Source organism: Fructilactobacillus ixorae, assembly GCF_024029915.1.
Taxonomy (GTDB): Bacteria; Bacillota; Bacilli; order Lactobacillales; family Lactobacillaceae; genus Fructilactobacillus; species Fructilactobacillus ixorae.
Genome location: NZ_CP097478.1, coordinates 1,300,603 through 1,322,970, shown reverse-complemented (window position 1 = coordinate 1,322,970; position 22,368 = coordinate 1,300,603). Strand labels below are relative to the sequence as shown.

Below are 22,368 nucleotides of genomic sequence, written 5' to 3'. Positions count from 1 at the left end.
GACTCCGATGAATTTAATGCAAAAGCAACCAACTAAATTTGTTTCGAACGTTATTACGATGACTTACAGAAATCTATTGAAAACTTTTCACAATCCCGATTCTTTGTTAGATGTTGTTGTTCAACCAGTATTATTTATGGTGCTGTTTGGTTATTTATTTGGGGGAGCAATTGCAGGGAATGTTAACAACTACCTGCCAATTATTGTTCCAGGAATTTTAATGCAAGCGTTACTTTCCGCAGCATCAGGATCAGGGACTCAAATTAGTTATGACATGCATACAGGGATTTATACGCGTTTCAAGTCACTCCCAATTTCCCCACTAGCACCATTGGCAGGGCAATTATTAGCAGATATTTTCCGATTGGTATTAGCGGCAGTTGCGGCGATAGTAACGGGATATTTAATGGGGTGGAGATCTCAGTCTGGGTTTGGGTGGTTAATTGTAGTGATCATACTGGATGTTTTCCTTGGGTGGGCGCTTAGTTGGATTTTTGCACTATATGGCTTAATTGCTAAAAGTGCAACCATGGTTGAAAGTATCTCATTGATGACAATGTTGCTCTTGATTTTTCTTTCCAATGCCTTTGTTCCGGTTCAAACACTACCACGCTTCATGCGATTTTTAGTCAAAATTAATCCCGTTTCATATGTGATTAGCGCTTCCCGGACCATTCTTAATCACGGTTTTTGGCCTAGTGATGCGTGGATTGTTTTAGGAGCAGGAGTATTAACCGTATTGGTCTGTTCCCCACTGACAGTAATTGTTTATAATTACAAAAATAATAAATAATAAAAGCTTAACTCATTTAGAGCTAGGCTGTTGTTAATTTTAGGATTCAATTAATTTTTCACGACCACTTTCCCCATCATCTGGTGGCTCTCCACTAACTTAGTGGCCGCCCGCAAGTTTTCGGCATTGATAGGACTGAACGTTTTAGTCAACGTGGACTGTAACTGGCCTTGCTCTAAAAGTTCGCTAACTTGGTCGAGGATTTCGTGTTGGGTAATCAGGTTCTTAGTCTGATACCACGACTTGGCGTACATCCATTCCCAGCCAAAGCGGACCATCTTGCGTTTCAACGGTTGGAAGTTGAGATTCTTCCCGCTTCCTGTCGTTGAAACAATGGTGCCAAGCGGAGCGATTAACTGGCTAATGGTGTCCCAGTAGTAATCTAGATTTTGAAGCTCGAGGACGTAGTTAACCGTTTCAAAGCCCAACTGGTGAAGTTGTTCTACAAGGTCTTGATGATAGTCAACCGTATAATCGGCGCCGTGCTTCAGCGTCCAATCCTTGGTTTGCGTAGTTCCAGCGGTCGTAATGACCTGTAATCCGGCTAAATGAGCTAACTGGGTGGCCACGGACCCGACGCCCCCGGCTCCGTTGATGATTAAAATCGATTGTTTGTCATTGGCTTCGTGATTGTGTAGATCAATGTTCATTTGTTCAAATAATGATTCCCAGGCAGTGAGACTGGTGAGGGGCATAGCCGCAGCTTCTGCAGGAGTGAGCTGTTGGGGTGCATGACCGACGATTCGTTCGTCGACAGCCTGGTACTCGCTATTGCTGCCAGGCCGGTTGTAAGCTCCGGCGTAAAAGACGCGGTCACCGACATTGAATAATTCCACGTTGGTTCCTGTTTTAACCACCGTTCCGACCGCATCGTAGCCGATGATTTTGGGTTCAGCAAGAGCAGTGGTTTGACCGTTGCGGGTAAAGATGTCAACGGGATTGACCGAGACCGCCTCAACTTGGACCAGTAAATCATGGTCATTAAGCGTTGGCATGGCCGTTTTAAAGTCAACGAGGCTGTTTGGATCATCGATCGGCAGGGAGTGGGTGTAGCCGATGGCATTCATGAGTTCTGACATAATTAGTCTCCTTTGTTGGTTGATTTTACCCCTAGTATAAACTCAGCTTCCTTCAAAGTTCTGGAATTTAGTTTATTAGTTCTGAGCTTTGGGGCGCTCAAAATGGTAAACTAATTTCAATTTCAGTCGAAAACTAACAGAAAGGGATTGCCAATGTTTCAAGTTCAGCAGCTTCAGGAACTGGATTCAGTTACCGTATACCAAATTTTGCGGGCCCGGTCACAGGTCTTTGTGGAGGAACAAAAAATTGATTACTGTGATCCGGACGACCAAGATTTAACGGCTTGGCATCTGTTTGAAAAAGCGGATGACGGTGAGGTGATCGCCTATGCACGAGTATTTCGGGATGGAGACCACGTGACCTTTGGACGGGTACTTACAAGTGCGGCGGTGCGGGGCACCGGGAAAGGTCGTGAACTACTGACCGCCATTTTGGAATTCTGTCATGCTCGCTTTGCTGGCTTACCGATTACGATTAACGCCCAACTGCAAGCAGTTGGTTACTACGAAACCCAGGGATTTGTGGTTGATGGTACGCCGTTTTTGGAAGTTGAGGTTCCGCATGTGCGGATGAGGTATCGGGGAGAGCGTTAGTTCATTAGAAAAGGACGTAAATTAACTAGATTAATAGTTAGTTTGCGTCCTTTTAATTATTCATTCTTTTTCAACCACTGTAGCAATTCGCCACGTTTCAGTTTGCCGTTGGCAGTGTGCGGGAGATGATCAACCAGATGCAGTTCTTTGGGAAACTTGTATTTGGCGAGTTTCCCGGTCAGAAAATCCTGGACCGCAGTTAGCTGCCAATTCCGTGTAGTTACCAAAAAGGCCACCGGGATGGCGCCCCAGATAGGATTGGTTTTCCCGACCACCGCACTTGCCTGTACGCCAGGCAGCTGATTTAACACTTGTTCGACTTCGTGGGGATAAATGTTTTCACCCCCGGAGATGATCAGTTCCGCTAGCCGACTTTTGACGTACAAAAACCCTTCATCATCGATGTAACCAAGGTCCCCCGTGCGAAACCAACCAGATTCCGTTGTTTTCTCAGCCATTCGTTGCGGTTGATTCAAGTAACCGGGCGTCAGGTTATCGCCCTTGAGGAGGATTTCGCCAACTTGGTAGGGTTGTGCGTCGTTTGCAATCTTAAGACTGACTGGAAAGAGGGGTTTTCCCACCGAGCCAATTTTTCGCTGAGCATCGGCAGGGTTCAGGGCTACGACTTGGGAAGCGGTTTCCGTCATCCCGTAGGATTGAATCACCGGGATGTGTTTTTGCTCACATTGATCCAGCGTAGCCTGATCAATTGCGCCACCGCCTAACAGCATGTAACTAAAGGCGCTACTATATGATTCTTGCTTTTCGGCCAGCAACTTTTTCAGCATGTAGGGCACGACCGATATGATGGTTCCTCGGCCGTGCACCAAATCCTGCGTGATGGCCTGGGGATTAAAGTGTTCGTACAAGCGCACTGGCATTCCGTACAACAGGCTCCGCATTACAATCGAAAGGCCACTGATATGGTATAAAGGGACAGCACAAATCCATTGATCGGTCGGTGTAACCGAAAGATTTAACTCGGCCCCCATCGCACTCGTCCAGTGGTTACGATAGCTCTGACAGACCCCCTTCGGTTGGCCGGTCGTTCCTGACGTGTACATCACGCTGGCTAACGCATCAAGGTCGGTTGGTTGGGCCGGCCAATCAGCTTGCGGTGTCCACTTCAGCCGGTCGAGCGCAATCAAATGGAGCGATTTGGCAGTGGTAACCGCCTCTAATTGAGGTAAAAACTCCTGGGTGGTTAAGACGGTTTGCACCTGGGCATCGGTAATTTGATACTGCAGTTCAGGAGTCGTGAGGTGTTTGTTTAAACAGACGATGGGGAGCCCAAGTTGGTGGAGTGCCAGCATGCCAAAGTAGAGCTCCGGCGTGTTATCCCCAAGAATGGCAACTCGTCCCGCGGGAGGCAACTGGGGCCGTAGGATGGTACAGAGACCGTTAACCTGGCGTTGGAGTTCGAAAAAGGTCCAGCGCTGCTCGTGAAAAGAGAGCGCCAGGCGGTGGGGTGTGAGTTGCGTCCGTTTTTGGAGCCAATTATCCATGGTAAGCCTGATTTCTAGGGGAATTTAGGGAATTGGTCAAAGTTAGGTTTCCGCTTTTCTAAAAAGGCATCGCGCCCTTCTTTGGCTTCATCACTGGTGTAGTAGAGCAAAGTGGAGTCCCCGGCTAGTTGCTGAATCCCAGCGAGGCCGTCGGTGGCGGCGTTCATCGAGGCTTTGATCAAGCGAAGGGCCATCGGCGAGCGTTGCAGGAGCACGTCACACCAGTCGAGAGTTTCTGTTTCCACGTCGGCTAACGGCACAACCTTGTTAATCCAGCCCATTTGAAAGGCTTCATCAGCGGAATAGGTTTTACACGTGAACCAAACCTCTTTGGCCCGCTTGATGCCAATCGTGTCGGCGAGGAGACCGGAACCGTAGCCCCCGTCAAAACTACCGACCTTGGGACCAGATTGCGCAAACTTGGCGTTGTCAGCGGCAATCGTTAGATCACAGACCAGCTGGAGCACGTTCCCACCACCGACGGACCAGCCCCGAACCATGGCGATCACGGGTTTCGGAATCACCCGGATCAGATGTTGTAAGTCGAGGACGTTTAAGCGGGGGATGTGATCACTGCCAACGTAACCACCGTTCCCGCGGACACTCTGGTCCCCACCGGAACAAAAGGCCAGGTCGCCCTGGCCGGTAAGAATGATGACCCCGATGGTTTCATCGTCACGGCATTGCGCAAAGGCGTCAATCAGTTCGTTGACGGTTTGGGGCGTAAAGGCGTTTCGTTTTTCGGGCCGGTTAATCGTGATTTTAGCCACCTTGTCGCGTCGTTCAAACAAGATGTCTTGGTAGTGATTTGAAATTGTTTCCCAGGTAGTTGTCATACGAACCTCCAATGGTAATAATGGAATAAAACGGTAGTAAATTAACGAAAGTGGTGAAGCACGTGAATTTAATTGACTTATTGCACATTCAAACGGAGCAAGTGACTTCCGACCGGATCGTGTTAACGCTGGACGTAACCGAACAGGACCAGCAACCCCATGGTTTGATGCACGGTGGGATAAGCTGTGTGTTGGCAGAAACGGCGGCCAGCATGGGCGCCAGTCAACAGCTGGGACCAGCTGAAGTGGCTGTGGGCGTTAACATTGAAACGCATCATCTACATGCGGTGCGCACCGGTAAAATCACGGCCGTTGCAACGCCACTACAAGTGGGGCACCGGCTCCAGGTGTGGCAGGTGGTCGTTCAACATGATGACCAGTTGGTTAGTACGAGTACCGTCACGCTCACTAAGCAGTCGGTAGCAAGCGATTAGTTCTATTTTAGCAAATTCCCTGTGGAGTTCGGCCGCTGTAACGAAAATTTAATTCCCGGGTTATGAATCCGCTTGGGCTAGTTGAGCGGAAAGGGCCGCACTGAATGCCAGTGCCAATGGATCAGGATTGGGTAAGTAACGGGTGCACAGCGCACGCTGGTTGCACGTGATTTCAAAGTAGTTAGAAATCCCAATCGTCCCGTTCACACTGGCAATCTGGAGCAACTGTGGTTGCCACAGTTCTGCCGTAGGAACGTTAGCTAGGACCTTTGGAAAAGTGGGAGCAGCCTTGACCATTGCAATCACGACCAGTGCTGGTTGCCAGATGGTGGGCTTACGAAGCAGGTCCGTTAACCAGGTTGCGGTAGTTTCTTGGTCTGGGAGCCGACTGTATTGTCCCTGATAAGCGCGGGCTAAGTTGTTAATGGCCATGGTGGTGATGTGATGTTGCTGAAAATAAGTCTGAATTAGCTTAGTAGCCGTTTCATTATCACTCATCGTGCTGCTCCTTTTCTAGGCCGGCGCGAGAAAAAGCACCAGTTGGACGAGCACCAGCGCTCCGATAAAAGCAAGCCAATCGCGGTGTGTAATCCGGATCGGATTAAAAAAGGTTCGGGGTTGATCCTCTACAAAGCCCTGTGATTCCATGGCGCAGGCGAGGTGAGTGGACCAGCCAAGGGCGACCACTAGCGCCTTGAAGTAAAGCGTGGGTCCCCACGGATGTAACACTTGGCCACGCATGTTACCGCTCGCCCGGATCACCTTTAGTTCCTGTTGAAAGCGGGGCACGAGGTTGATGGCTGCGAGCACGCCATAAACAAACTTGGAGGGCACGTGGGCGTTTTGCTCTAGGGCTTGACCCAGGCGCAACATGGGGGTTGTTAGTGAAAAACTTAATCCGAGGTACACGTAGGCATACAGCCGGGTAAAAAGGACGCCTCCCATGTAGAGCCCGTTTTCACCATAATAAACTTGGGAAAAGAAGATTCCGAGAGCGGGTAACAGAGCAATTAAACTAAACGTCCCCACCGATTTGAGCTGGCTGGTTTGTTTCCAAATTAGGTAGCCGAGGCAAACGATGATTAATGTCAGATTGATGGTTAAGTTCGGGGTTAGTGAAATTTCAAAGGCAATTAGAATGATTAAGAATAATTTGATAGCGGGATTCATTAGTCGGCCTCCTGGTAGGTAAACGTGTGGTTGGCAAGGTGCAGGTGATAGTCATAAAAACCCGGGGTGGCAAAGCGCTGGTGGCTGATGACTAGCAACAAGTGATCCGGGCCTTGGTATTGTTGTTTTAGCAAGGTTTGCACGGTCGCAATGGAGTCTTGATCCAGACTAGCAAAGGGTTCGTCTAACAGGAGAATTTGCGGATGCCGAATCAGCATCACCAGAATTTGGAGTTTTTTTTGTTGTCCCCCGCTGAGGGTATACACGCTCTGTTGCTCGTGACCAGTTAGCTGTAACTTTGCTAAGGCCTGCTGGACGGTTTCTTTGTTCCACGTGGAACATTGACTGGTTGCCAGCGATAATTCTAATTCTTCGGCCACGGTGATCCGTAAAAATTGATCGGGGGCCGCTTGAAAGACCAGCCCTAACTGGTTGTAGTAGCGTTTGTTTTTGATTTTTTGAATGTTGCACTGGTTGAGAGTGATTTGACCGGTGTACTGCTGCAACTTACTGAGGCTGCGAAGCAGGGTGGACTTGCCACTTCCGCTTGGTCCCGTTAGCAACGTGCAGCCGGCCGGAATTTGGAGGTCTGCGACCGATAGCAGCGCGGGATTGCCATAACTAATTTGGTAGTCCTGGAGCCAGAAAAGTCCGGTTTCTGTGGCTGGCATTGTGAACCGTTGGATTGGCTGGTGACGCCGAGCAAACAATTCGGTTTGAGCAGTCGCTGACAGCAGTTCAAGTTCGTGGGTTTTTGGTGCTACGGTCACAACGTGGTCTACTAGGTCTTGGTACCCGTTTAAATCGTGATCAGAAATAATGATGGTTTTCCCACGTTCAGTTTGTAGCTGCCGGAGTTGCTGCAAGATGTCACGTTTGGATTGGGGATCGATGCTAGCAAAGGGCTCATCCAATAGGAAAATGGCTGAATCCAACGCGACCATCGTGGCCAGAATGGCCTTTTGCTTTTCGCCCCCCGAAAGGGAGAGGACCTGGCGGTCGGCGAGATGTTCAATCTGACAAAAAGCCAGGGCAGCATGAATTCGTTCCGGAATCTGGGCGGGCTCAGTTTGTTGATTTTCTAAAGCAAACTGGAGCTCACCTGCGACCGTCTGCATCACAAACTGTTGGTTGGGGTCCTGTAACATCAAGTTGACCAACTTAGAGCGCTCCGTGGCCGGTAATTGGGCGAGGGAGTGCCGGTTTAAGGCGATTTCTCCTTGATATTTCTGGTTGCTTAACCCAGCCACTAATTTTAACAGGGTTGATTTACCGCACCCAGACGGACCCCTTAGCAGCCAAAATTGACCGGTGGGGATTGTTAACTGGACGTCGTGAAACAAGGGTTCAGTTTGGTTTGGGTATTTAAAACTAAAATGTTGCAGTGTGACTGCTGCTTGCATAGCTTCCTCCAATAAAAAACCGTCCTCCAAGAATGGGGACGGTTGAATTTTTTTTGACAACTGTGTGTCAGGTTACCTCCGCTAGCATTACCTAGATCAGGTTCAACGGGTATGATCTCAGCCGTAAATTGGCACCCCAGCTATTCAATTAATTTTAGTATACCAGATTTATAAGGGTTTAACAGAACTGGAAAAGTGACATTTTAGCAGAATTGTTTGCTGCTAAGTGGTTAAATAACGGGCTTGGCGCGAATCAAGTAGGCAAGTTGGGGCACGTTTGGCACAATGAGATAAACGACATGTAAAGGATGGTAAGTGATGAAACTTAAAGAAATAACGTACTGTGGTTTGATGGTGGCAATTATTGCGAGTCTTGGCTGCGTGCCACTAATCAATCTCCCGTTTTTCCCCGTTCCCATCTCCTTTCAGAGTGCTGGGATTATGCTAGCTGGTTCGTTATTGGGTCGCAAGTTAGGATTTTGGAGTGTAGTGGTGTTCCTCCTGCTGGTCGCAATTGGGTTACCATTACTAGCGGGCTTTCGCGGTGGGATCGGCGTTTTCGCTGGACCAACGGCGGGCTATCTGTTGAGCTGGCCGGTGTGTGCCTATGTGATTGGCTTACTGGTGACCTGGTTCCGGCGGATTCCCAACTTCAGTCGTTTTTTGCTTGCCAATCTACTGGGAGGGATGGTGCTGATGAACTGCGTGGGCGCGAGCTACCTCGTGTGGCAAAGCGGATTGAGTTGGAACCAGGTGGCGATAAGTAGCCTGGCTTTTATCCCGGGCGACGGGTTAAAGGCCGTTTTAGTGGCGCTGATTGTAACTCAATTACAACGTCATCACCGGCTGCCACAGCTCCGCTAAACTAAAAGAGTCATCTCATTTGAGATGGCTCTTTTAGTTTGGCATGGTGGTTAAACGTCTAAATCTGTTTCAGTTGGGGTTGGTTCGGTTTCACTCGGAGTGGCCTCTGCATCAGTCCCTTGGTCTGATTCTTTTTCAATCCCATAGGCAACTCGGACTTTATGCGTTAATTCAGCCACAAGTTCTGGTTTTTCCTTGAGGTTGGCCACGGTTTTGTTCAATCCTTGACCGAGGCGTTCTTCTCCATAGGAATACCAGGAGCCGGATTTGTTAATGATATCCTTGTCCACGGCCAGGTTCACCATGTCGGCAACCGGTTCGATTCCGTGTCCGAAACTCATCAATGTATCAACGGTTTTGAATGGTGGCGCAACCTTGTTCTTAGCCACTTTAATCTTGGTTTCTTTTCCCACGACCTCTTGGCCTTCCTTGGATTGCTTGCTACCGCTGACCCGCAAGCGCACACTGGAGTAGAACTTCAGAGCTCGACCACCTGGCGTGGTTTCCGGATTTCCAAACATAACGCCGACTTTTTCCCGGAGTTGGTTGATGAAAATCACGACGGTCTTGGTCTTGTTGATGTTAGCGGTTAATTTCCGCAGGGCTTGTGACATTAAGCGGGCTTGGAGCCCCACGTGGGAATCACCAATGTCTCCTTCAATTTCGGATTTCGGGACTAACGCAGCCACGGAGTCCACCACCACGAGGTCAATGGCGCCCGAACCAATCAGGGCATCTGCAATTTGCAGTCCTTCTTCACCGGTTCCTGGTTGGGATAGTAATAAGTCATCGATGTCAACCCCGAGGGCCTTAGCGTACTCTGGATCCATCGCATTTTCGGCATCAATGTAGGCAGCAGTTCCACCGTTTTTTTGCAATTCGGCCACGGTCTGCAGGGCAATGGTGGTCTTTCCAGAAGATTCAGCTCCAAAAATTTCCACGACCCGGCCACGGGGGAACCCACCAATTCCTAGGGCAATATCCAGGGAGAGAATTCCTGTGGAAATGGCCTCCACGTTAGAATTAGGCGTTTCACCCATCCGCATGATGGCTCCGGTGCCGAATTCTTTTTTGATCTGTTTTAAAGCTTTGTCAAGTTCAGCTTGACGAGCATCTTGTGCGCTCTTTTTTGAATTTGCAGCCATTCAAATCACCCTTTCTGTTTGGTGTGAACGTATGTTTGGTTCTTCAATAATGATTATTCTACGCTAATAATTACGAAATTCCAACCAAAAATGGTCATATTTCGTTGCATTAGTTAGAAATTGTCCCGAATCATCCCGTTAATTATAACTTATTTCCCCAAATGTGTATCTTTGGAAAAAATTTACCATTATAATAACGAATAATCATGCCAATTATTAAAAGGAGGCTAATGGAATGAATAAGATTTGGGAACGACTGACGCGAAAAGCATCCGCCCAAGGATTGTTGGATCAGGATGCGCGTCTAGAACCCCATATGACGACGAAGGATTTATTGGGACTCGGACTCGGAATGGTGGTTGGGACGGCGATCTTTACCCTGCCGGGAATTGTCGCTGCCGGGCACGCTGGACCGGCCGTTGCGCTCTCCTTCTTAGTAGGTGCAATCGGGGCCGGCTTAGCGGCCTTGGCATACGCGGAAACTGCCGCTGCCTTACCGGTGGCTGGGTCGGCGTTTTCGTGGATTAGCGTTTTGTTTGGCGAAGGGTTCGGCTGGATCGCCGGTTGGTTAATGTTAGCCGAGTACTTTTTAGCGATTACCTTTGTGGCGTCCGGTTGGTCGGCCTACGTGCAGGGGTTCTTAGGTGAATTTGGCTTTCGCCTACCTTCGTACCTAGCGTCTGGGTATAACCCGAAAACGGGGGGCTTTTTTGACATCTTTGCCGCGCTTTCGATTATCCTCGTGAGTTTGCTGTTAAGTCGCAAAATCGCGGGAGTGAATAAATTAGAGAACGTGTTAGTAATTCTAAAGGTGGCCGTGGTGGTCATGTTTATCGTGGTCGGCTTGACCGCTATCCATCCGGCTAACTACCATCCATTTATTCCAGCACACCGGCCCGGCACTGCCTTTGGTGGGTTTACTGGGATTTTAGCGGGCGCCGCCCAGGTCTTTGTGGCGTATGGGGGCTTTGATGTGATTGCCTCTAATACAGCTGAAACAAAGGATCCTGGCAAAAACATGCCGCGGGGGATTATCGGGACGCTAATCATTGGGAGTTTACTCTTTGTGGGCGTCTCACTGGTGCTAGTGGGGATGTTTAAGTACAGTACCTACGCGGGCAATGCGGAACCGTCCGCCTGGGCACTTCGGCACACGGGACACCTCTTGACTGCCAACCTCCTCTCGGTGGTTGCCATCGTGGGAATCTTTGCCTCCCTAATTGGAACGCAACTAGCTAGTTCCCGCTTGGTCTATGCCTTTGGGCGGGACGGCTTACTGCCCCGGAAGTTGGGGAAAGTGAACCGGAAGCACAATCCGGCAAACGCCCTCTTAGTGGTAACGATTGCAGCGGTCCTAGTGGGGGCCATGTTGCCGTTTACGTTCCTTGCTAACCTCGTTTCGGCGGGAACCTTAATTTCCTTTATGTTCGTTTCCCTCGGAATTTACGCGCTCCGACCACGAGAGGGACGCGACTTACCGGTGCCAAAGTTCCGGATGCCACTGTATCCCGTCTTACCGGCCCTTTCGGCGCTAGTTTCGTTTTTAATCTTTTGGGAACTAAGCAATGATGCCAAGTTACTGACGGTAGTATGGTTTATCATCGGCGTTGTAATTTACATTTTCTATGGTGCTCGCCATTCCAAAACAGCGGATGGCGAAGCTTCACAGGGAGGTTCGTAATTCGTGAAAAATGATCTTAGCGCCGCCGCGGGCTTTAAGGATACGGTGCCAACGTTATCTGGATACGTGGGCGTCGGGTTGGCGTTTGGCGTTGTGGCCAAAGCGGCCGGTCTAAACGTAATCATGATTGTGTTGATGTCGGCCATTACGTATTCGGGCGCCGCCCAGTTTGTAATTGTCAGCATGTTACTTGCAGGGAGTTCATTTTCCGCCATTATCCTGTCGGTGTTCCTCCTCTCAGCCCGGATGTTACTGATGGGGATGACCGTGGCGCCGGTTATGAAAAAGGAAACATTACTGCGCAACGTCATCATCGGTTCGTTACTGACGGATGAAACCTTTGCGTTAAGCATGAACAAGTTAAACTACACTAACCGCCAACTGTCGTTTCCATGGTTAAATACGGCGAACGTAGTGGCTTACTTGACCTGGATCATCGCTTCCGGGCTCGGGGGCGGACTGGGAAGTTTAATTCCCAATCCGAACCGGTTGGGGCTCGATTTTGCCTTTTTAGCAATGTTTATTGGCTTGCTGTATTTACAAGTAGCGGCGGATCGAACTTTGGATCGGCGACTGCAGATCCTCATGATTTTCATTACCCTCGGCTTAACGTACGTAGGAATGATCTTTATTCCCAGTAATTTACTCTTAATTATAGTAACCTTAGTTGGTTGTGGACTGGGGGTGTGGTGCAAACATGCCTTCTTTTGAGTTTGTGTTCTTGGTTATTTTAGGTTGTGGCCTAGTGACCTGGTTGAATCGGGTGATTCCGTTTGTCCTTTTAAAACGATTTGAATTGCCACTCGCCATGGTTGAATTTTTGAGTTTTGTCCCGGTAGTAATCATGGCAGCCCTGTGGTTTACGGGATTGTTTCACCAGCACTTAGGGCACTTACCGACCCTAAACGAATTGAATTGTCTAGCTTCGATCCCAACGGTGTTTTCAGCAATCATCAGTAAGAACCTCTTAGTGATTGTCGTGGTCGGTATTATTTCCCTGGCTGTGTTACGGTTGATAATCTGAAGTTACTTAGTAAAAAAGGGTGGCACCAATTTGGTGCCGCCCTTTTTGGTCCTTTAAGTGCAAACAAAAAAGCCCTTAAAATCACGCTTGATTTTAGAGCTTTGCTTAGAAAACGAGTATGAGCCAGCAGAGAAGTAGCAACAGCAAAATGACGCTGAGACTAGCCAGACGAACTAACTGCGTTCGCGGCTGGTGTAACCCGACCCAACCGAGGGCGCTGGCAGTAACAATCAGCGCGGTGCTGACCATGATAATCAATTTCCACATGACTGCTGAGGTTCCCATCGTGGTCTTCTCCTAATCTAGTTCGATTTGGTATGCAAACCGGTCGTCTTCTTCCATCTTAGTTTGGATGACGCCTCGTTTCGTAAAGCCACTGTTCAAGATGATGTGTTGCATCCCTTCGTTTTTAGGGTGGGTGTCAATGCGGACGTCTTTAAACCCTAGCAGGGCCGAAATGGTAAGCATGCCGCTAATGAGCTTGTAGGCGAGCCCTTGCCCTCGGTAGTTATGGGAAACGGAGACCCGGTGAATGGCGGAATAATGAGCTTCGGAACCGTTTTTCCATTCGCCTTCTTCCATTTTCAAATAGTCAGGGTCAATGCCAAGGTGTAACGTTGCTGAACCAGCCACGTCTCCATTTACATCAATCACGTAGGCAATGCCGTTGTCAATGTCCCGCTTGATGTCATCATTAGTTGGATAAGCGCCTTGCCACTGATTGATGCCCTGCTCCTTTAAAAAGCCTCTTCCAGCGTTAATGATGTCACTAATGGCGGGTAAGTCCTTTTCGGTTGCCTTTCGAACGTAAATACAAGTCATAATTAAACACTCCCTTACTATTTTTTGGTTAACGATTTTCCATTATAAAGAATTGCTCGGGGCTTGACAACTATGACCCGGATTCCGGAAGGTGGAGGCTGTAGGCCATTGCCATTCCGCCCCCGATGCACAGGGTTGCGAGTCCTTGGCGTTGCTTGGTGCGGTGCAGGTTGTGGATTAAGGTGGTTAAAATGCGGGCACCGGAGTCACCGAGGGGATGGCCGAGGGCAATTGCTCCTCCGGTGACGTTGAGCTTGGCGTCTGGAATGTTTAAGTCGCGGGCGACGGCGACACTCTGGGAGGCAAACGCCTCGTTGAGCTCGACCAGGTCAAAGTCGTTGATAGTTGTGCCGGTTTTTTGGAATAATTTCTGCACGGCGTAGTAGGGGGCATAGCCCATGATTGCTGGATCACAGCCGGCTTCTGTATAGTCATCCAGAATGGCCAGTGGAGTTAGGCCAAGGGCTTGTGCCTTATCAACAGACATTAACAAGAGGGCCGACGCGCCGTCGTTTAGACTAGCGGCATTTCCAGCAGTAACGGTTCCGGCACTAGCAAAAGCCGGCCGTAGTTTTTGCAACTGCGTGAGGCTCGTGTCGGGGCGAATCGTTTCATCAGTGGTAATGGTAACGGTCGCTTTCTTTTTTTGAATGGTGATGGGAACGACTTCTGCTTTAAATGACTCGTCTGCGGTGGCCTGAGCCGCTTGTTGATGGGAACGGAGGGCAAATTGATCTTGCTCGGCACGCGAGACATGGAATTGCTCGGCAACCGCTTCCGCGGTGGTTCCCATCGGTTGGTGGGAGTTGGCATCGTTTAAGCCGTCACTTTCAATGCTATCCTCTAATTGAAAGCCCCCAAATTGGTGCCCACTGCGAACCTGACGGTTTAAGTAGGGAGCGTTTGACATGCTTTCGGTCCCCCCGACAATGGCGACCTCACAATCTCCAACTTGGATGGCTGTTTGCCCCATGCGGACGGCTTTCATTCCCGAACCACATACCTGGTTGATGGTACAGGCAGTACTCGTTTGGGGTACGCCGCTGTTTAGTTCAATCTGTCTGGCAACGTTTTGCCCGGCGCCGGCTTGAATGACGTTGCCAAAGATGACCTGATCGACTTGCTCGGGGTCAAGCCCCGTATCTTGTAAAATGGCTTTGGTAACAATGGTTCCGAGCTCAACCGCAGTGAGTGATTGCAGTTGGCCGTTGATTTTTCCGATGGGAGTCCGCTTAGCGCTGACGATGGCAATTTTTTTCACAATGCCACTCCTTTACATTAATTAGGTTTATTCATATTATACCTAGAACAGTTTTGTTAGTATAATGATGAGACGGAAGGATGCGAGATAATGGATAAAGAACAACAAGTGCAGCAAGTTGGCGCCTTAATTGACCAATGGTTAGATCAAATTGATGCGGAGCCAGATGTTGCAAAGCTAACGCCGCAGGCCATTCAAAACGTGGATACAATTATCGATAGTTTTGTGGAGATTGCGATGGTTGGCTTAGATAAACAACCGGAACAGTGGGACGATCAGTTCGTTGGAGACGTAATGTTTTCCCGCTTCATGGTCATTTTAGAAGCAGATGAGCAGACCCAAGCGTTGTATGATTTAATTCCATTTGCTCTAAAGAAACTATTTGGGTACCTGCGTGATCAAGGAAAGCTTCCCAACGCAGCCCATTTGATTGACTGGGTAAACATTAATGCCAAGGGATTACAATCCTTGTTTAATCCGAAGTTCGATCAGTTTTATCGGGATTTAACGACGGCAATGCGCCGCGAGGGAATTAATGTACAGGATCACCAAGCGGTTGATGATTTCACTAAATTATATCTTAAACAACACCCGGACGTGGGCATTAAGCTTTATTCTGATTCAGACAAATAATTTTGACTTTTTTTGACTAAAGGGGTTGACGGATTGGTTGGGGCTTGGTATAGTAATGCTTGTCGCGAAGTTGGTGGATTGATTGGTAACCAATTTAATTGGAAACCACTCTTGACTGACCCGGCTAAAGCTGGTATATTAATAAAGTTGTCAAGTGATTGACGACGGAGTAGTTCTTTGAAAACTGAACAAGATTTTGATTACAAAAGTGTAAGGAATTTTTAAACGTGAGTTTAAAAATTAAACAATTGCGAAGTCAATTCGCTTAAAGCAACAAATCAAGGAGAGCTAGTAAAGTTCTCATTTAAAATGAGAGTTTGATCCTGGCTCAGGACGAACGTTGGCGGCGTGCCTAATACATGCAAGTCGAACGCGGTCTCCTAATTGACAAACCGTGCTTGCACGGGTTGGATTTTAGATCGGACCGAGTGGCGAACTGGTGAGTAACACGTGGGTAACCTGCCCAGAAGTAGGGGATAACACCTGGAAACAGATGCTAATACCGTATAACAACTAAAACCACATGGTTTTAGTTTGAAAGCTGGCCTTGGTGCTAGTGCTTTTGGATGGACCCGCGGCGTATTAGCTAGTTGGTGAGATAATAGCTCACCAAGGCGATGATACGTAGCAGACCTGAGAGGGTAATCTGCCACAATGGGACTGAGACACGGCCCATACTCCTACGGGAGGCAGCAGTAGGGAATCTTCCACAATGGACGCAAGTCTGATGGAGCAACGCCGCGTGAGTGAAGAAGGGTTTCGGCTCGTAAAACTCTGTTGTTAGAGAAGAACGACTGTGAGAGCAACTGCTCACGGCGTGACGGTATCTAACCAGAAAGTCACGGCTAACTACGTGCCAGCAGCCGCGGTAATACGTAGGTGGCAAACGTTGTCCGGATTTATTGGGCGTAAAGCGAGCGCAGGCGGTTTTTTAAGTCTGATGTGAAAGCCTTCGGCTTAACCGAAGAAGTGCATCGGAAACTGGGAAACTTGAGTGCAGAAGAGGACAGTGGAACTTCATGTGTAGCGGTGAAATGCGTAGATATATGAAGGAACACCAGTGGCGAAGGCGGCTGTCTAGTCTGCATCTGACGCTGAGGCTCGAAAGCATGGGTAGCAAACAGGATTAGATACCCTGGTAGTCCATGCCGTAAACGATGAATGCTAGGTGTTGGGAGGTTTCCGCCTCTCAGTGCCGGAGCTAACGCATTAAGCATTCCGCCTGGGGAGTACGACCGCAAGGTTGAAACTCAAAGGAATTGACGGGGACCCGCACAAGCGGTGGAGCATGTGGTTTAATTCGATGCTACGCGAAGAACCTTACCAGGTCTTGACATCTTCTGTTAGCCTAAGAGATTAGGTGTCCCCTTCGGGGGCAGAATGACAGGTGGTGCATGGTTGTCGTCAGCTCGTGTCGTGAGATGTTGGGTTAAGTCCCGCAACGAGCGCAACCCTTGTCTTTAGTTGCCAGCATTCAGTTGGGCACTCTAGAGAGACTGCCGGTGATAAACCGGAGGAAGGTGGGGATGACGTCAAATCATCATGCCCCTTATGACCTGGGCTACACACGTGCTACAATGGACGGTACAACGAGTTGCGAAACCGCGAGGTCAAGCTAATCTCTTAAAGCCGTTCTCAGTTCGGATTGCAGGCTGCAACTCGCCTGCATGAAGTTGGAATCGCTAGTAATCGTGGATCAGCATGCCACGGTGAATACGTTCCCGGGTCTTGTACACACCGCCCGTCACACCATGAGAGTTTGTAACACCCAAAGTCGGTTGGATAACCGTTAGGAGTCCGCCGCCTAAGGTGGGACAGATGATTAGGGTGAAGTCGTAACAAGGTAGCCGTAGGAGAACCTGCGGCTGGATCACCTCCTTTCTAAGGAATAATACGGAACCTTACACCGATCAAAGTCTTGTTTAGTTTTGAGAGGATTACTCTCAACTTTCGTTCTTTGAAAACTAGATAATATTATTTTCTGTAAGAATTATATTGTTAATATAATTTCAACCGAGAACAACCATTGTGTAATTTGAGTTTTTTAATGTGTTTGATCGCTAAACTCAATGATTTATAATCCGTAGGATTATAGGTTAAGTTAAGAAGGGCACATGGTGAATGCCTTGGTACTAGGAGCCGATGAAGGACGGAACTAACACCGATATGCTTCGGGGAGCTGTAAGTAAGCTGTGATCCGGAGATTTCCGAATGAGGAAACTCGATTAGTGTCATGACTAATCACTGCGTAGTGAATTCATAGCTGCGGAGAGGTAGACGTGGGGAACTGAAACATCTAAGTACCCACAGGAAGATAAAGAAATTTCGATTCCCATAGTAGCGGCGAGCGAACTGGGAATAGCCCAAACCGAACCTTCGTGGTTCGGGGTTGTAGGACTGAACATTTGAGTTACAAAAGAATTTGATAGCTGAAGCAGTTGGGAAGCTGCACCAAAGAGAGTGATAGTCTCGTAAGCGAAATTGAATTCCCTCAGTTCAGGATCCTGAGTACGGCGCCACACGTGAAACGGCGTCGGAATCCGGGAGGACCATCTCCCAAGGCTAAATACTCCCTAGTGACCGATAGTGAACCAGTACCGTGAGGGAAAGGTGAAAAGCACCCCGGAAGGGGAGTGAAATAGTTCCTGCAACCATGTGCCTACAAGCAGTTAGAGCCCGTTTATGGGTGATAGCGTGCCTCTTGTAGAATGAACCGGCGAGTTACAGTTGCATGCAAGGTTAAGCCGAAGAAGCGGAGCCGTAGCGAAAGCGAGTCTTAAGCGGGCGAATTAGTATGTTGCCGTAGACCCGAAACCAGGTGATCTATCCATGTCCAGGATGAAAGTGCGGTAATACGCACCGGAGGTCCGAACCCGTGTACGTTGAAAAGTGCTGGGATGAGGTGTGGATAGCGGTGAAATTCCAAACGAACTTGGAGATAGCTGGTTCTCTCCGAAATAGCTTTAGGGCTAGCCTCGGAATTAGAATCATGGAGGTAGAGCCACTGTTTGAGCGAGGGGTCCGTCTTGGATTACTGAGTTCAGATAAACTCCGAATACCATTGATTTATGTCCGGGAGTCAGACGATGAGTGATAAGATCCATCGTCGAAAGGGGGACAGCCCAGACCGCCAGTTAAGGTCCCTAAATAGATGCTAAGTGGAAAAGGAAGTGGAGTTGCTTAGACAACTAGGATGTTGGCTCAGAAGCAGCCACCATTTAAAGAGTGCGTAATAGCTCACTAGTCGAGTGATTCTGCGCCGAAAATTTACCGGGGCTAAGCATCTTACCGAGACTGCGGACGCAACTACGTTGCGTGATAGGAGAGCGTTCTAAGGGCGATGAAGGCAGACCGGAAGGACTGTTGGAGCGCTTAGAAGTGAGAATGCCGGTATGAGTAGCGAAAGATCAGTGAGAATCTGATCCACCGAATGACTAAGGTTTCCTGGGGAAGGCTCGTCCTCCCAGGGTTAGTCGGGACCTAAGCCGAGGCTGAGAAGCGTAGGCGATGGATAACAGGTTGAGATTCCTGTACTAGTTAATTATGTTGGAACGATGGAGGGACGCAGAAGGCTAGGTTTAGCATACGATTGGAAAGGTATGTTCAAATCGTAAGTCAGGTGAGGAGTGAAATGCTTCTGACCGGGTTGACAAGCGATGATGAGGATCGAAATTAAAGTAGAGAAGGAACCGATGTCACGCTGCCGAGAAAAGCTTCTAGTTAGTAATTAACTACCCGTACCGCAAACCGACACAGGTAGTCGAGGAGAGTATCCTCAGGTGAGCGAGAGAACTCTCGTTAAGGAACTCGGCAAAATGACCCCGTAACTTCGGAAGAAGGGGTGCTGACCGTCAGGTCAGCCGCAGTGAAGAGACTCAAACGACTGTTTATCAAAAACACAGGTTTATGCAAAATCGTAAGATGAAGTATATGGGCTGACGCCTGCCCGGTGCTGGAAGGTTAAGTGGAAAGGTTAGCTTCGGCGACGCCTCGAAATGAAGCCCCAGTAAACGGCGGCCGTAACTATAACGGTCCTAAGGTAGCGAAATTCCTTGTCGGGTAAGTTCCGACCCGCACGAAAGGCGTAACGATTTGAGTACTGTCTCAACGAGAGACTCGGTGAAATTAAGATACCTGTGAAGAAGCAGGTTACCCGCGACAGGACGGAAAGACCCCATGGAGCTTTACTGTAGCTTGATATTGGGTGTTTACATAGCTTGTACAGGATAGGTAGGAGCCATTGAAACCGGGACGCTAGTCTCGGTGGAGGCACCCGTGGGATACTACCCTGGCTATGTGAACACTCTAACCCTGAGCACTTAGCGTGCTCGGAGACAGTGTCTGGTTGGCAGTTTGACTGGGGCGGTCGCCTCCTAAATAGTAACGGAGGCGCTCAAAGGTTTGCTTAGAATGGTTGGAAATCATTCTGTAAGTGTAAAGGCAGAAGCAAGCTTGACTGCGAGACTGACTAGTCGAGCAGGGACGAAAGTCGGACTTAGTGATCCGGTGGTACCGTATGGAAGGGCCATCGCTCAACGGATAAAAGCTACCCTGGGGATAACAGGCTTATCTCCCCCAAGAGTTCACATCGACGGGGAGGTTTGGCACCTCGATGTCGGCTCATCGCATCCTGGGGCTGTAGTTGGTCCCAAGGGTTGGGCTGTTCGCCCATTAAAGCGGTACGCGAGCTGGGTTCAGAACGTCGTGAGACAGTTCGGTCCCTATCCGTCGCGGGCGCAGGAAATTTGCGAGGAGCTGTCCCTAGTACGAGAGGACCGGGATGGACATACCGCTGGTGTATCAGTTGCGCCGCCCGGCGCATTGCTGAGTAGCTATGTATGGATGAGATAAACGCTGAAAGCATCTAAGTGTGAAACTCGCCTCAAGATGAGATTTCCCATTCCTATATGGAAGTAAGACTCCTGAAAGATGATCAGGTCGATAGGTTAGAAGTGGAAGCGTAGTGATACGTGAAGCGGACTAATACTAATCAGTCGAGGACTTAACCAAAGAAGTGCAATGGTGACTCAGCAGGAAATAATATTAGCTAGTTTTGAGGGAACGAAGTTCACTCAGTCGTGTGGTGGCGATAGCCTAAAGGATACACCTGTTCCCATGCCGAACACAGTAGTTAAGCTTTAGCACGCCAAAAGTAGTTGGGGGATCGCCCCCTGCGAGGATAGGACGTTGCCACGCCAACTAAACGGCGCTTTCGAAGCAATTCGAAGGCGCCGTTTTTGTGTTTAGAGGATACTTGCAAACCCTAACCCAATTTATTGACTAATAGTAAGTGCTATGGTTAAATTAGCATAATTGTAAACAAGCGCGCTTATTTTGTAAAAAGGAGTAGCTGGTGATGAAAAAAACGTGGAAATGGATCATCGGGATCGCCGTTGTCCTAGGAATTGTTGGATTAGGTTGGAATCAGTTTGGCGGGCAAGCTGGCCGGTCATCAGTCAAAACGGTTACCTTAGGGTCATACGGACCTGATACGCAAGTATGGGAGTACATTGCCAAACTACCAGAAACAAAAAAAGCCGGGATTAACCTACAAGTGCGTGATTTTTCGGATGGGGTTAGCCTGAATAAGGCCACCATTCAGGGGCAAGTGGATGTTAATGCCTTCCAGATGGCAAGTTATCTGCAGTACTTTAACGAACACAGTAGCAAGGGACAACTGGCAATTTTAGGAACGACCTACTTAGAGCCAATGGGGATTTACTCACGTCAGTACAAAACGGTGAAGGATATCCCGAACGGAGCAACCGTTGCCATTTCTAACAATCCGGCAAACACGTCCAGAAGCCTCAAGTTACTGCAGAGTGCGGGCTTAATTAACCTGAAGGGGCAGCCGAAAGCGGGCCTATACAGTTTGCAAAATGTGGGTGAGAACCGTAAGGATTTGAAATTTCAAGCAGTTGACGATCACACTGGTCCGCGGTTATTGCAGGATAAGAACGTGGCAGCGGTACTAATTGGAAATACTATGGCTTTGCAAAGTCATTTGAACGTGAAACGCGACGCAATTTATCACGAACACCTCAGTCAAGCTACCAAGGGCAACATTAACGTGATTGCAAGTAACGCCACCAAGAAAAATGATCCGGCGTACAAAAAGTTAGTCAAGTTGTACCACAGTAAGGCGGCCCAGGAATACATTCAAAAGAAATTTGCGGGCACGAAGATCGATGTCGATAAACCAGCTAGCTACTTTAAGAATTAGGAGGCGTTGTTTGTGAAAATTGGAATCGCTGCCAACGTGAATCGGTTAGCTACCGAAAACTTTAATTTGGATTATGCTAACTACACCGCCCGGGTTTTTATTGATGTTTTGCAAAAGCACGGCGTCGTACCCATCATGATTCCCATGACGCAGCCAGAAATGATTCCCGAGTATGGAGCTTTAATTGATGGGTTAATCATTCCTGGGGGACAAGATGTGCATCCCAAGCTCTTTGCCGAAACGTCAACGCAAGCAGAAACAGCCCACTACCTTCCTCACGATTACTTTGAAATGAGCTTAGTTCAGGAAATGATGAAGCACGAAAAGCCGATTTTGGGCATTTGTCGGGGGCTGCAGGTCATTAACGTAACCCTCGGGGGCAGTCTCCATCAAGATCTGGCGACTGACTTTCCGGATTCGCCACTGGAACACGTTGCGTATGCACAACCACAAGCAGAAATTCATGCCATTGATGTCGAACCGACCAGCGTGGTGGCCCAGGCAATGGGCGCCCATCCACAGGTTAATTCCATTCACCATCAGGCGGTGAAACGGGTGGCGACGCCACTACACGTGACGGCGCGCGCACACGATGACGGAGTGGTAGAAGCAGTTGAAAATGCTGATGCTTCGATCGTTGGGGTGCAGTGGCATCCGGAATTAATGTGGGAAATTGATCAGCGGGATGAACAATTATTTTTAGATTTTTTTGCCCGGGTCCAGGCCCGAGCCACTAACTAACATAGGGTGTCCATGGTAAATTAACTACTATGGGCACCTTTTTGTATACTAGCAATCTTGTGTTTTAGAAAATAGTGCTTAATTTAATTTCCGTATGGTTGCCGTGATTGTTATAATGGTAACAAAAGTTGGCCATAGTGGTCACAAAAGAAAGGATTTG

The 22,368-nt window shown here is 48.7% G+C and carries 20 protein-coding genes, 3 rRNA genes and 1 riboswitch; of the genes, 13 read left to right on the top strand and 10 right to left on the bottom strand.

Translation table 11 applies throughout. The features are described 5' to 3' along the window. The first annotated feature begins 7 nt into the window (after positions 1 to 7). Positions 8 to 793, top strand: a complete 786-nt coding sequence (locus M8332_RS06580; protein WP_252780060.1) for an ABC transporter permease — start codon at positions 8 to 10, stop codon at positions 791 to 793. A 50-nt stretch (positions 794 to 843) separates the two neighbouring features. Here M8332_RS06580 and M8332_RS06575 read toward each other — a convergent pair whose 3' ends face one another. Further along, positions 844 to 1,872, bottom strand: coding sequence for a zinc-binding alcohol dehydrogenase family protein (locus M8332_RS06575; protein ID WP_252780059.1), 1,029 nt, complete (start codon positions 1,870 to 1,872; stop codon positions 844 to 846). A 153-nt stretch (positions 1,873 to 2,025) separates the two neighbouring features. Between M8332_RS06575 and M8332_RS06570 the strand changes: the two genes are divergently transcribed. After that, entirely contained in the window at positions 2,026 to 2,466 is a 441-nt protein-coding gene (locus M8332_RS06570) for a GNAT family N-acetyltransferase (protein WP_252780057.1), read from the top strand. A 56-nt stretch (positions 2,467 to 2,522) separates the two neighbouring features. On the opposite strand, the gene M8332_RS06565 is transcribed toward M8332_RS06570, so the two are convergent. Beyond that, entirely contained in the window at positions 2,523 to 3,971 is a 1,449-nt protein-coding gene (locus tag M8332_RS06565; protein WP_252780056.1) for an o-succinylbenzoate--CoA ligase, read from the bottom strand. 14 nt (positions 3,972 to 3,985) lie between these two features. Beyond that, on the bottom strand, positions 3,986 to 4,807 hold the full coding sequence (gene menB, locus M8332_RS06560) for a 1,4-dihydroxy-2-naphthoyl-CoA synthase (protein ID WP_252780054.1): 822 nt from the start codon (positions 4,805 to 4,807) through the stop codon (positions 3,986 to 3,988). Positions 4,808 to 4,860: 53 nt separating this feature from the next. Here menB and M8332_RS06555 point away from each other — a divergent pair, with 53 nt between their 5' ends. Then, positions 4,861 to 5,241: a PaaI family thioesterase gene (locus M8332_RS06555; protein WP_435370792.1), complete on the top strand. Its 381-nt coding sequence runs from the start codon at positions 4,861 to 4,863 to the stop codon at positions 5,239 to 5,241. A gap of 60 nt (positions 5,242 to 5,301) precedes the next feature. Here M8332_RS06555 and M8332_RS06550 read toward each other — a convergent pair whose 3' ends face one another. From M8332_RS06550 to M8332_RS06540, 3 genes are read right to left on the bottom strand one after another with little or no spacing between them, the layout of a single operon-like run. Then, positions 5,302 to 5,739, bottom strand: coding sequence for a hypothetical protein (locus M8332_RS06550; protein ID WP_252780052.1), 438 nt, complete (start codon positions 5,737 to 5,739; stop codon positions 5,302 to 5,304). A 15-nt stretch (positions 5,740 to 5,754) separates the two neighbouring features. Next, positions 5,755 to 6,411, bottom strand: a complete 657-nt coding sequence (locus M8332_RS06545) for an energy-coupling factor transporter transmembrane component T family protein (RefSeq protein WP_252780051.1) — start codon at positions 6,409 to 6,411, stop codon at positions 5,755 to 5,757. Continuing rightward, complete coding sequence (locus M8332_RS06540) at positions 6,411 to 7,814, bottom strand: ABC transporter ATP-binding protein (protein WP_252780050.1); 1,404 nt, start codon at positions 7,812 to 7,814, stop codon at positions 6,411 to 6,413. The genes M8332_RS06545 and M8332_RS06540 overlap by 1 nt, the downstream gene beginning before the upstream one ends. Positions 7,815 to 7,869: 55 nt before the next feature. Next, positions 7,870 to 7,963, bottom strand: a riboswitch (TPP riboswitch). A 169-nt stretch (positions 7,964 to 8,132) separates the two neighbouring features. On the opposite strand from M8332_RS06540, the gene M8332_RS06535 reads away from it, so the two are divergent. Further along, positions 8,133 to 8,678 carry a biotin transporter BioY gene (locus M8332_RS06535; protein ID WP_252780049.1) on the top strand — a complete coding sequence of 182 codons (546 nt, stop codon included), beginning with the start codon at positions 8,133 to 8,135 and terminating at the stop codon, positions 8,676 to 8,678. 50 nt (positions 8,679 to 8,728) lie between these two features. Here M8332_RS06535 and recA read toward each other — a convergent pair whose 3' ends face one another. Continuing rightward, positions 8,729 to 9,823, bottom strand: coding sequence for a recombinase RecA (recA, locus tag M8332_RS06530; RefSeq protein WP_252780048.1), 1,095 nt, complete (start codon positions 9,821 to 9,823; stop codon positions 8,729 to 8,731). Positions 9,824 to 10,058: 235 nt separating this feature from the next. Between recA and M8332_RS06525 the strand changes: the two genes are divergently transcribed. From M8332_RS06525 to M8332_RS06515, 3 genes are read left to right on the top strand one after another with little or no spacing between them, the layout of a single operon-like run. After that, the gene (locus M8332_RS06525) at positions 10,059 to 11,504 is read left to right on the top strand and encodes an APC family permease (protein WP_252780047.1); all 1,446 of its coding nucleotides are present in this window, start codon (positions 10,059 to 10,061) and stop codon (positions 11,502 to 11,504) included. A 3-nt stretch (positions 11,505 to 11,507) separates the two neighbouring features. Next, positions 11,508 to 12,215, top strand: coding sequence for an AzlC family ABC transporter permease (locus M8332_RS06520; RefSeq protein ID WP_252780046.1), 708 nt, complete (start codon positions 11,508 to 11,510; stop codon positions 12,213 to 12,215). Continuing rightward, positions 12,202 to 12,528, top strand: a complete 327-nt coding sequence (locus tag M8332_RS06515) for an AzlD domain-containing protein (protein ID WP_252780045.1) — start codon at positions 12,202 to 12,204, stop codon at positions 12,526 to 12,528. Before M8332_RS06520 ends, M8332_RS06515 begins: the two co-directional genes overlap by 14 nt. Before the next feature lie 105 nt (positions 12,529 to 12,633). Here M8332_RS06515 and M8332_RS06510 read toward each other — a convergent pair whose 3' ends face one another. From M8332_RS06510 to M8332_RS06500, 3 genes are all read right to left on the bottom strand, one after another. After that, positions 12,634 to 12,813, bottom strand: a complete 180-nt coding sequence (locus tag M8332_RS06510) for a hypothetical protein (RefSeq protein WP_252780044.1) — start codon at positions 12,811 to 12,813, stop codon at positions 12,634 to 12,636. Between the two features lie 12 nt (positions 12,814 to 12,825). After that, complete coding sequence (locus M8332_RS06505) at positions 12,826 to 13,350, bottom strand: GNAT family N-acetyltransferase (RefSeq protein ID WP_252749483.1); 525 nt, start codon at positions 13,348 to 13,350, stop codon at positions 12,826 to 12,828. A gap of 70 nt (positions 13,351 to 13,420) precedes the next feature. Further along, positions 13,421 to 14,611: a thiolase family protein gene (locus M8332_RS06500; protein ID WP_252780043.1), complete on the bottom strand. Its 1,191-nt coding sequence runs from the start codon at positions 14,609 to 14,611 to the stop codon at positions 13,421 to 13,423. 90 nt (positions 14,612 to 14,701) lie between these two features. Between M8332_RS06500 and M8332_RS06495 the strand changes: the two genes are divergently transcribed. From M8332_RS06495 to M8332_RS06470, 6 genes are all read left to right on the top strand, one after another. After that, positions 14,702 to 15,244 carry a hypothetical protein gene (locus tag M8332_RS06495; RefSeq protein WP_252780042.1) on the top strand — a complete coding sequence of 181 codons (543 nt, stop codon included), beginning with the start codon at positions 14,702 to 14,704 and terminating at the stop codon, positions 15,242 to 15,244. 305 nt (positions 15,245 to 15,549) lie between these two features. Further along, positions 15,550 to 17,125, top strand: a 16S ribosomal RNA gene (locus M8332_RS06490). Between the two features lie 213 nt (positions 17,126 to 17,338). Next, positions 17,339 to 20,254, top strand: a 23S ribosomal RNA gene (locus M8332_RS06485). Between the two features lie 69 nt (positions 20,255 to 20,323). After that, positions 20,324 to 20,440, top strand: a 5S ribosomal RNA gene (rrf, locus tag M8332_RS06480). Together the 16S, 23S and 5S rRNA genes form the textbook arrangement of a ribosomal RNA operon. A 160-nt stretch (positions 20,441 to 20,600) precedes the next feature. Continuing rightward, on the top strand, positions 20,601 to 21,467 hold the full coding sequence (locus M8332_RS06475) for a MetQ/NlpA family ABC transporter substrate-binding protein (protein WP_252780041.1): 867 nt from the start codon (positions 20,601 to 20,603) through the stop codon (positions 21,465 to 21,467). A 12-nt stretch (positions 21,468 to 21,479) separates the two neighbouring features. Beyond that, complete coding sequence (locus tag M8332_RS06470) at positions 21,480 to 22,208, top strand: gamma-glutamyl-gamma-aminobutyrate hydrolase family protein (protein ID WP_252780040.1); 729 nt, start codon at positions 21,480 to 21,482, stop codon at positions 22,206 to 22,208. Positions 22,209 to 22,368 lie beyond the last annotated feature (160 nt).

Coding starts and splice junctions, on each gene's coding strand:
- recA (WP_252780048.1), bottom strand. CDS start 9,823: ATGGCTGCAAATTCAAAAAAGAGCGCACAAGATGCTCGTCAAGCTGAA.
- M8332_RS06580 (WP_252780060.1), top strand. CDS start 8: ATGAATTTAATGCAAAAGCAACCAACTAAATTTGTTTCGAACGTTATT.
- M8332_RS06540 (WP_252780050.1), bottom strand. CDS start 7,814: ATGCAAGCAGCAGTCACACTGCAACATTTTAGTTTTAAATACCCAAAC.
- M8332_RS06475 (WP_252780041.1), top strand. CDS start 20,601: ATGAAAAAAACGTGGAAATGGATCATCGGGATCGCCGTTGTCCTAGGA.
- M8332_RS06515 (WP_252780045.1), top strand. CDS start 12,202: ATGCCTTCTTTTGAGTTTGTGTTCTTGGTTATTTTAGGTTGTGGCCTA.
- M8332_RS06505 (WP_252749483.1), bottom strand. CDS start 13,350: ATGACTTGTATTTACGTTCGAAAGGCAACCGAAAAGGACTTACCCGCC.
- M8332_RS06495 (WP_252780042.1), top strand. CDS start 14,702: ATGGATAAAGAACAACAAGTGCAGCAAGTTGGCGCCTTAATTGACCAA.
- M8332_RS06550 (WP_252780052.1), bottom strand. CDS start 5,739: ATGAGTGATAATGAAACGGCTACTAAGCTAATTCAGACTTATTTTCAG.
- M8332_RS06510 (WP_252780044.1), bottom strand. CDS start 12,813: ATGGGAACCTCAGCAGTCATGTGGAAATTGATTATCATGGTCAGCACC.
- M8332_RS06525 (WP_252780047.1), top strand. CDS start 10,059: ATGAATAAGATTTGGGAACGACTGACGCGAAAAGCATCCGCCCAAGGA.
- M8332_RS06565 (WP_252780056.1), bottom strand. CDS start 3,971: ATGGATAATTGGCTCCAAAAACGGACGCAACTCACACCCCACCGCCTG.
- menB (WP_252780054.1), bottom strand. CDS start 4,807: ATGACAACTACCTGGGAAACAATTTCAAATCACTACCAAGACATCTTG.
- M8332_RS06535 (WP_252780049.1), top strand. CDS start 8,133: ATGAAACTTAAAGAAATAACGTACTGTGGTTTGATGGTGGCAATTATT.
- M8332_RS06570 (WP_252780057.1), top strand. CDS start 2,026: ATGTTTCAAGTTCAGCAGCTTCAGGAACTGGATTCAGTTACCGTATAC.
- M8332_RS06575 (WP_252780059.1), bottom strand. CDS start 1,872: ATGTCAGAACTCATGAATGCCATCGGCTACACCCACTCCCTGCCGATC.
- M8332_RS06545 (WP_252780051.1), bottom strand. CDS start 6,411: ATGAATCCCGCTATCAAATTATTCTTAATCATTCTAATTGCCTTTGAA.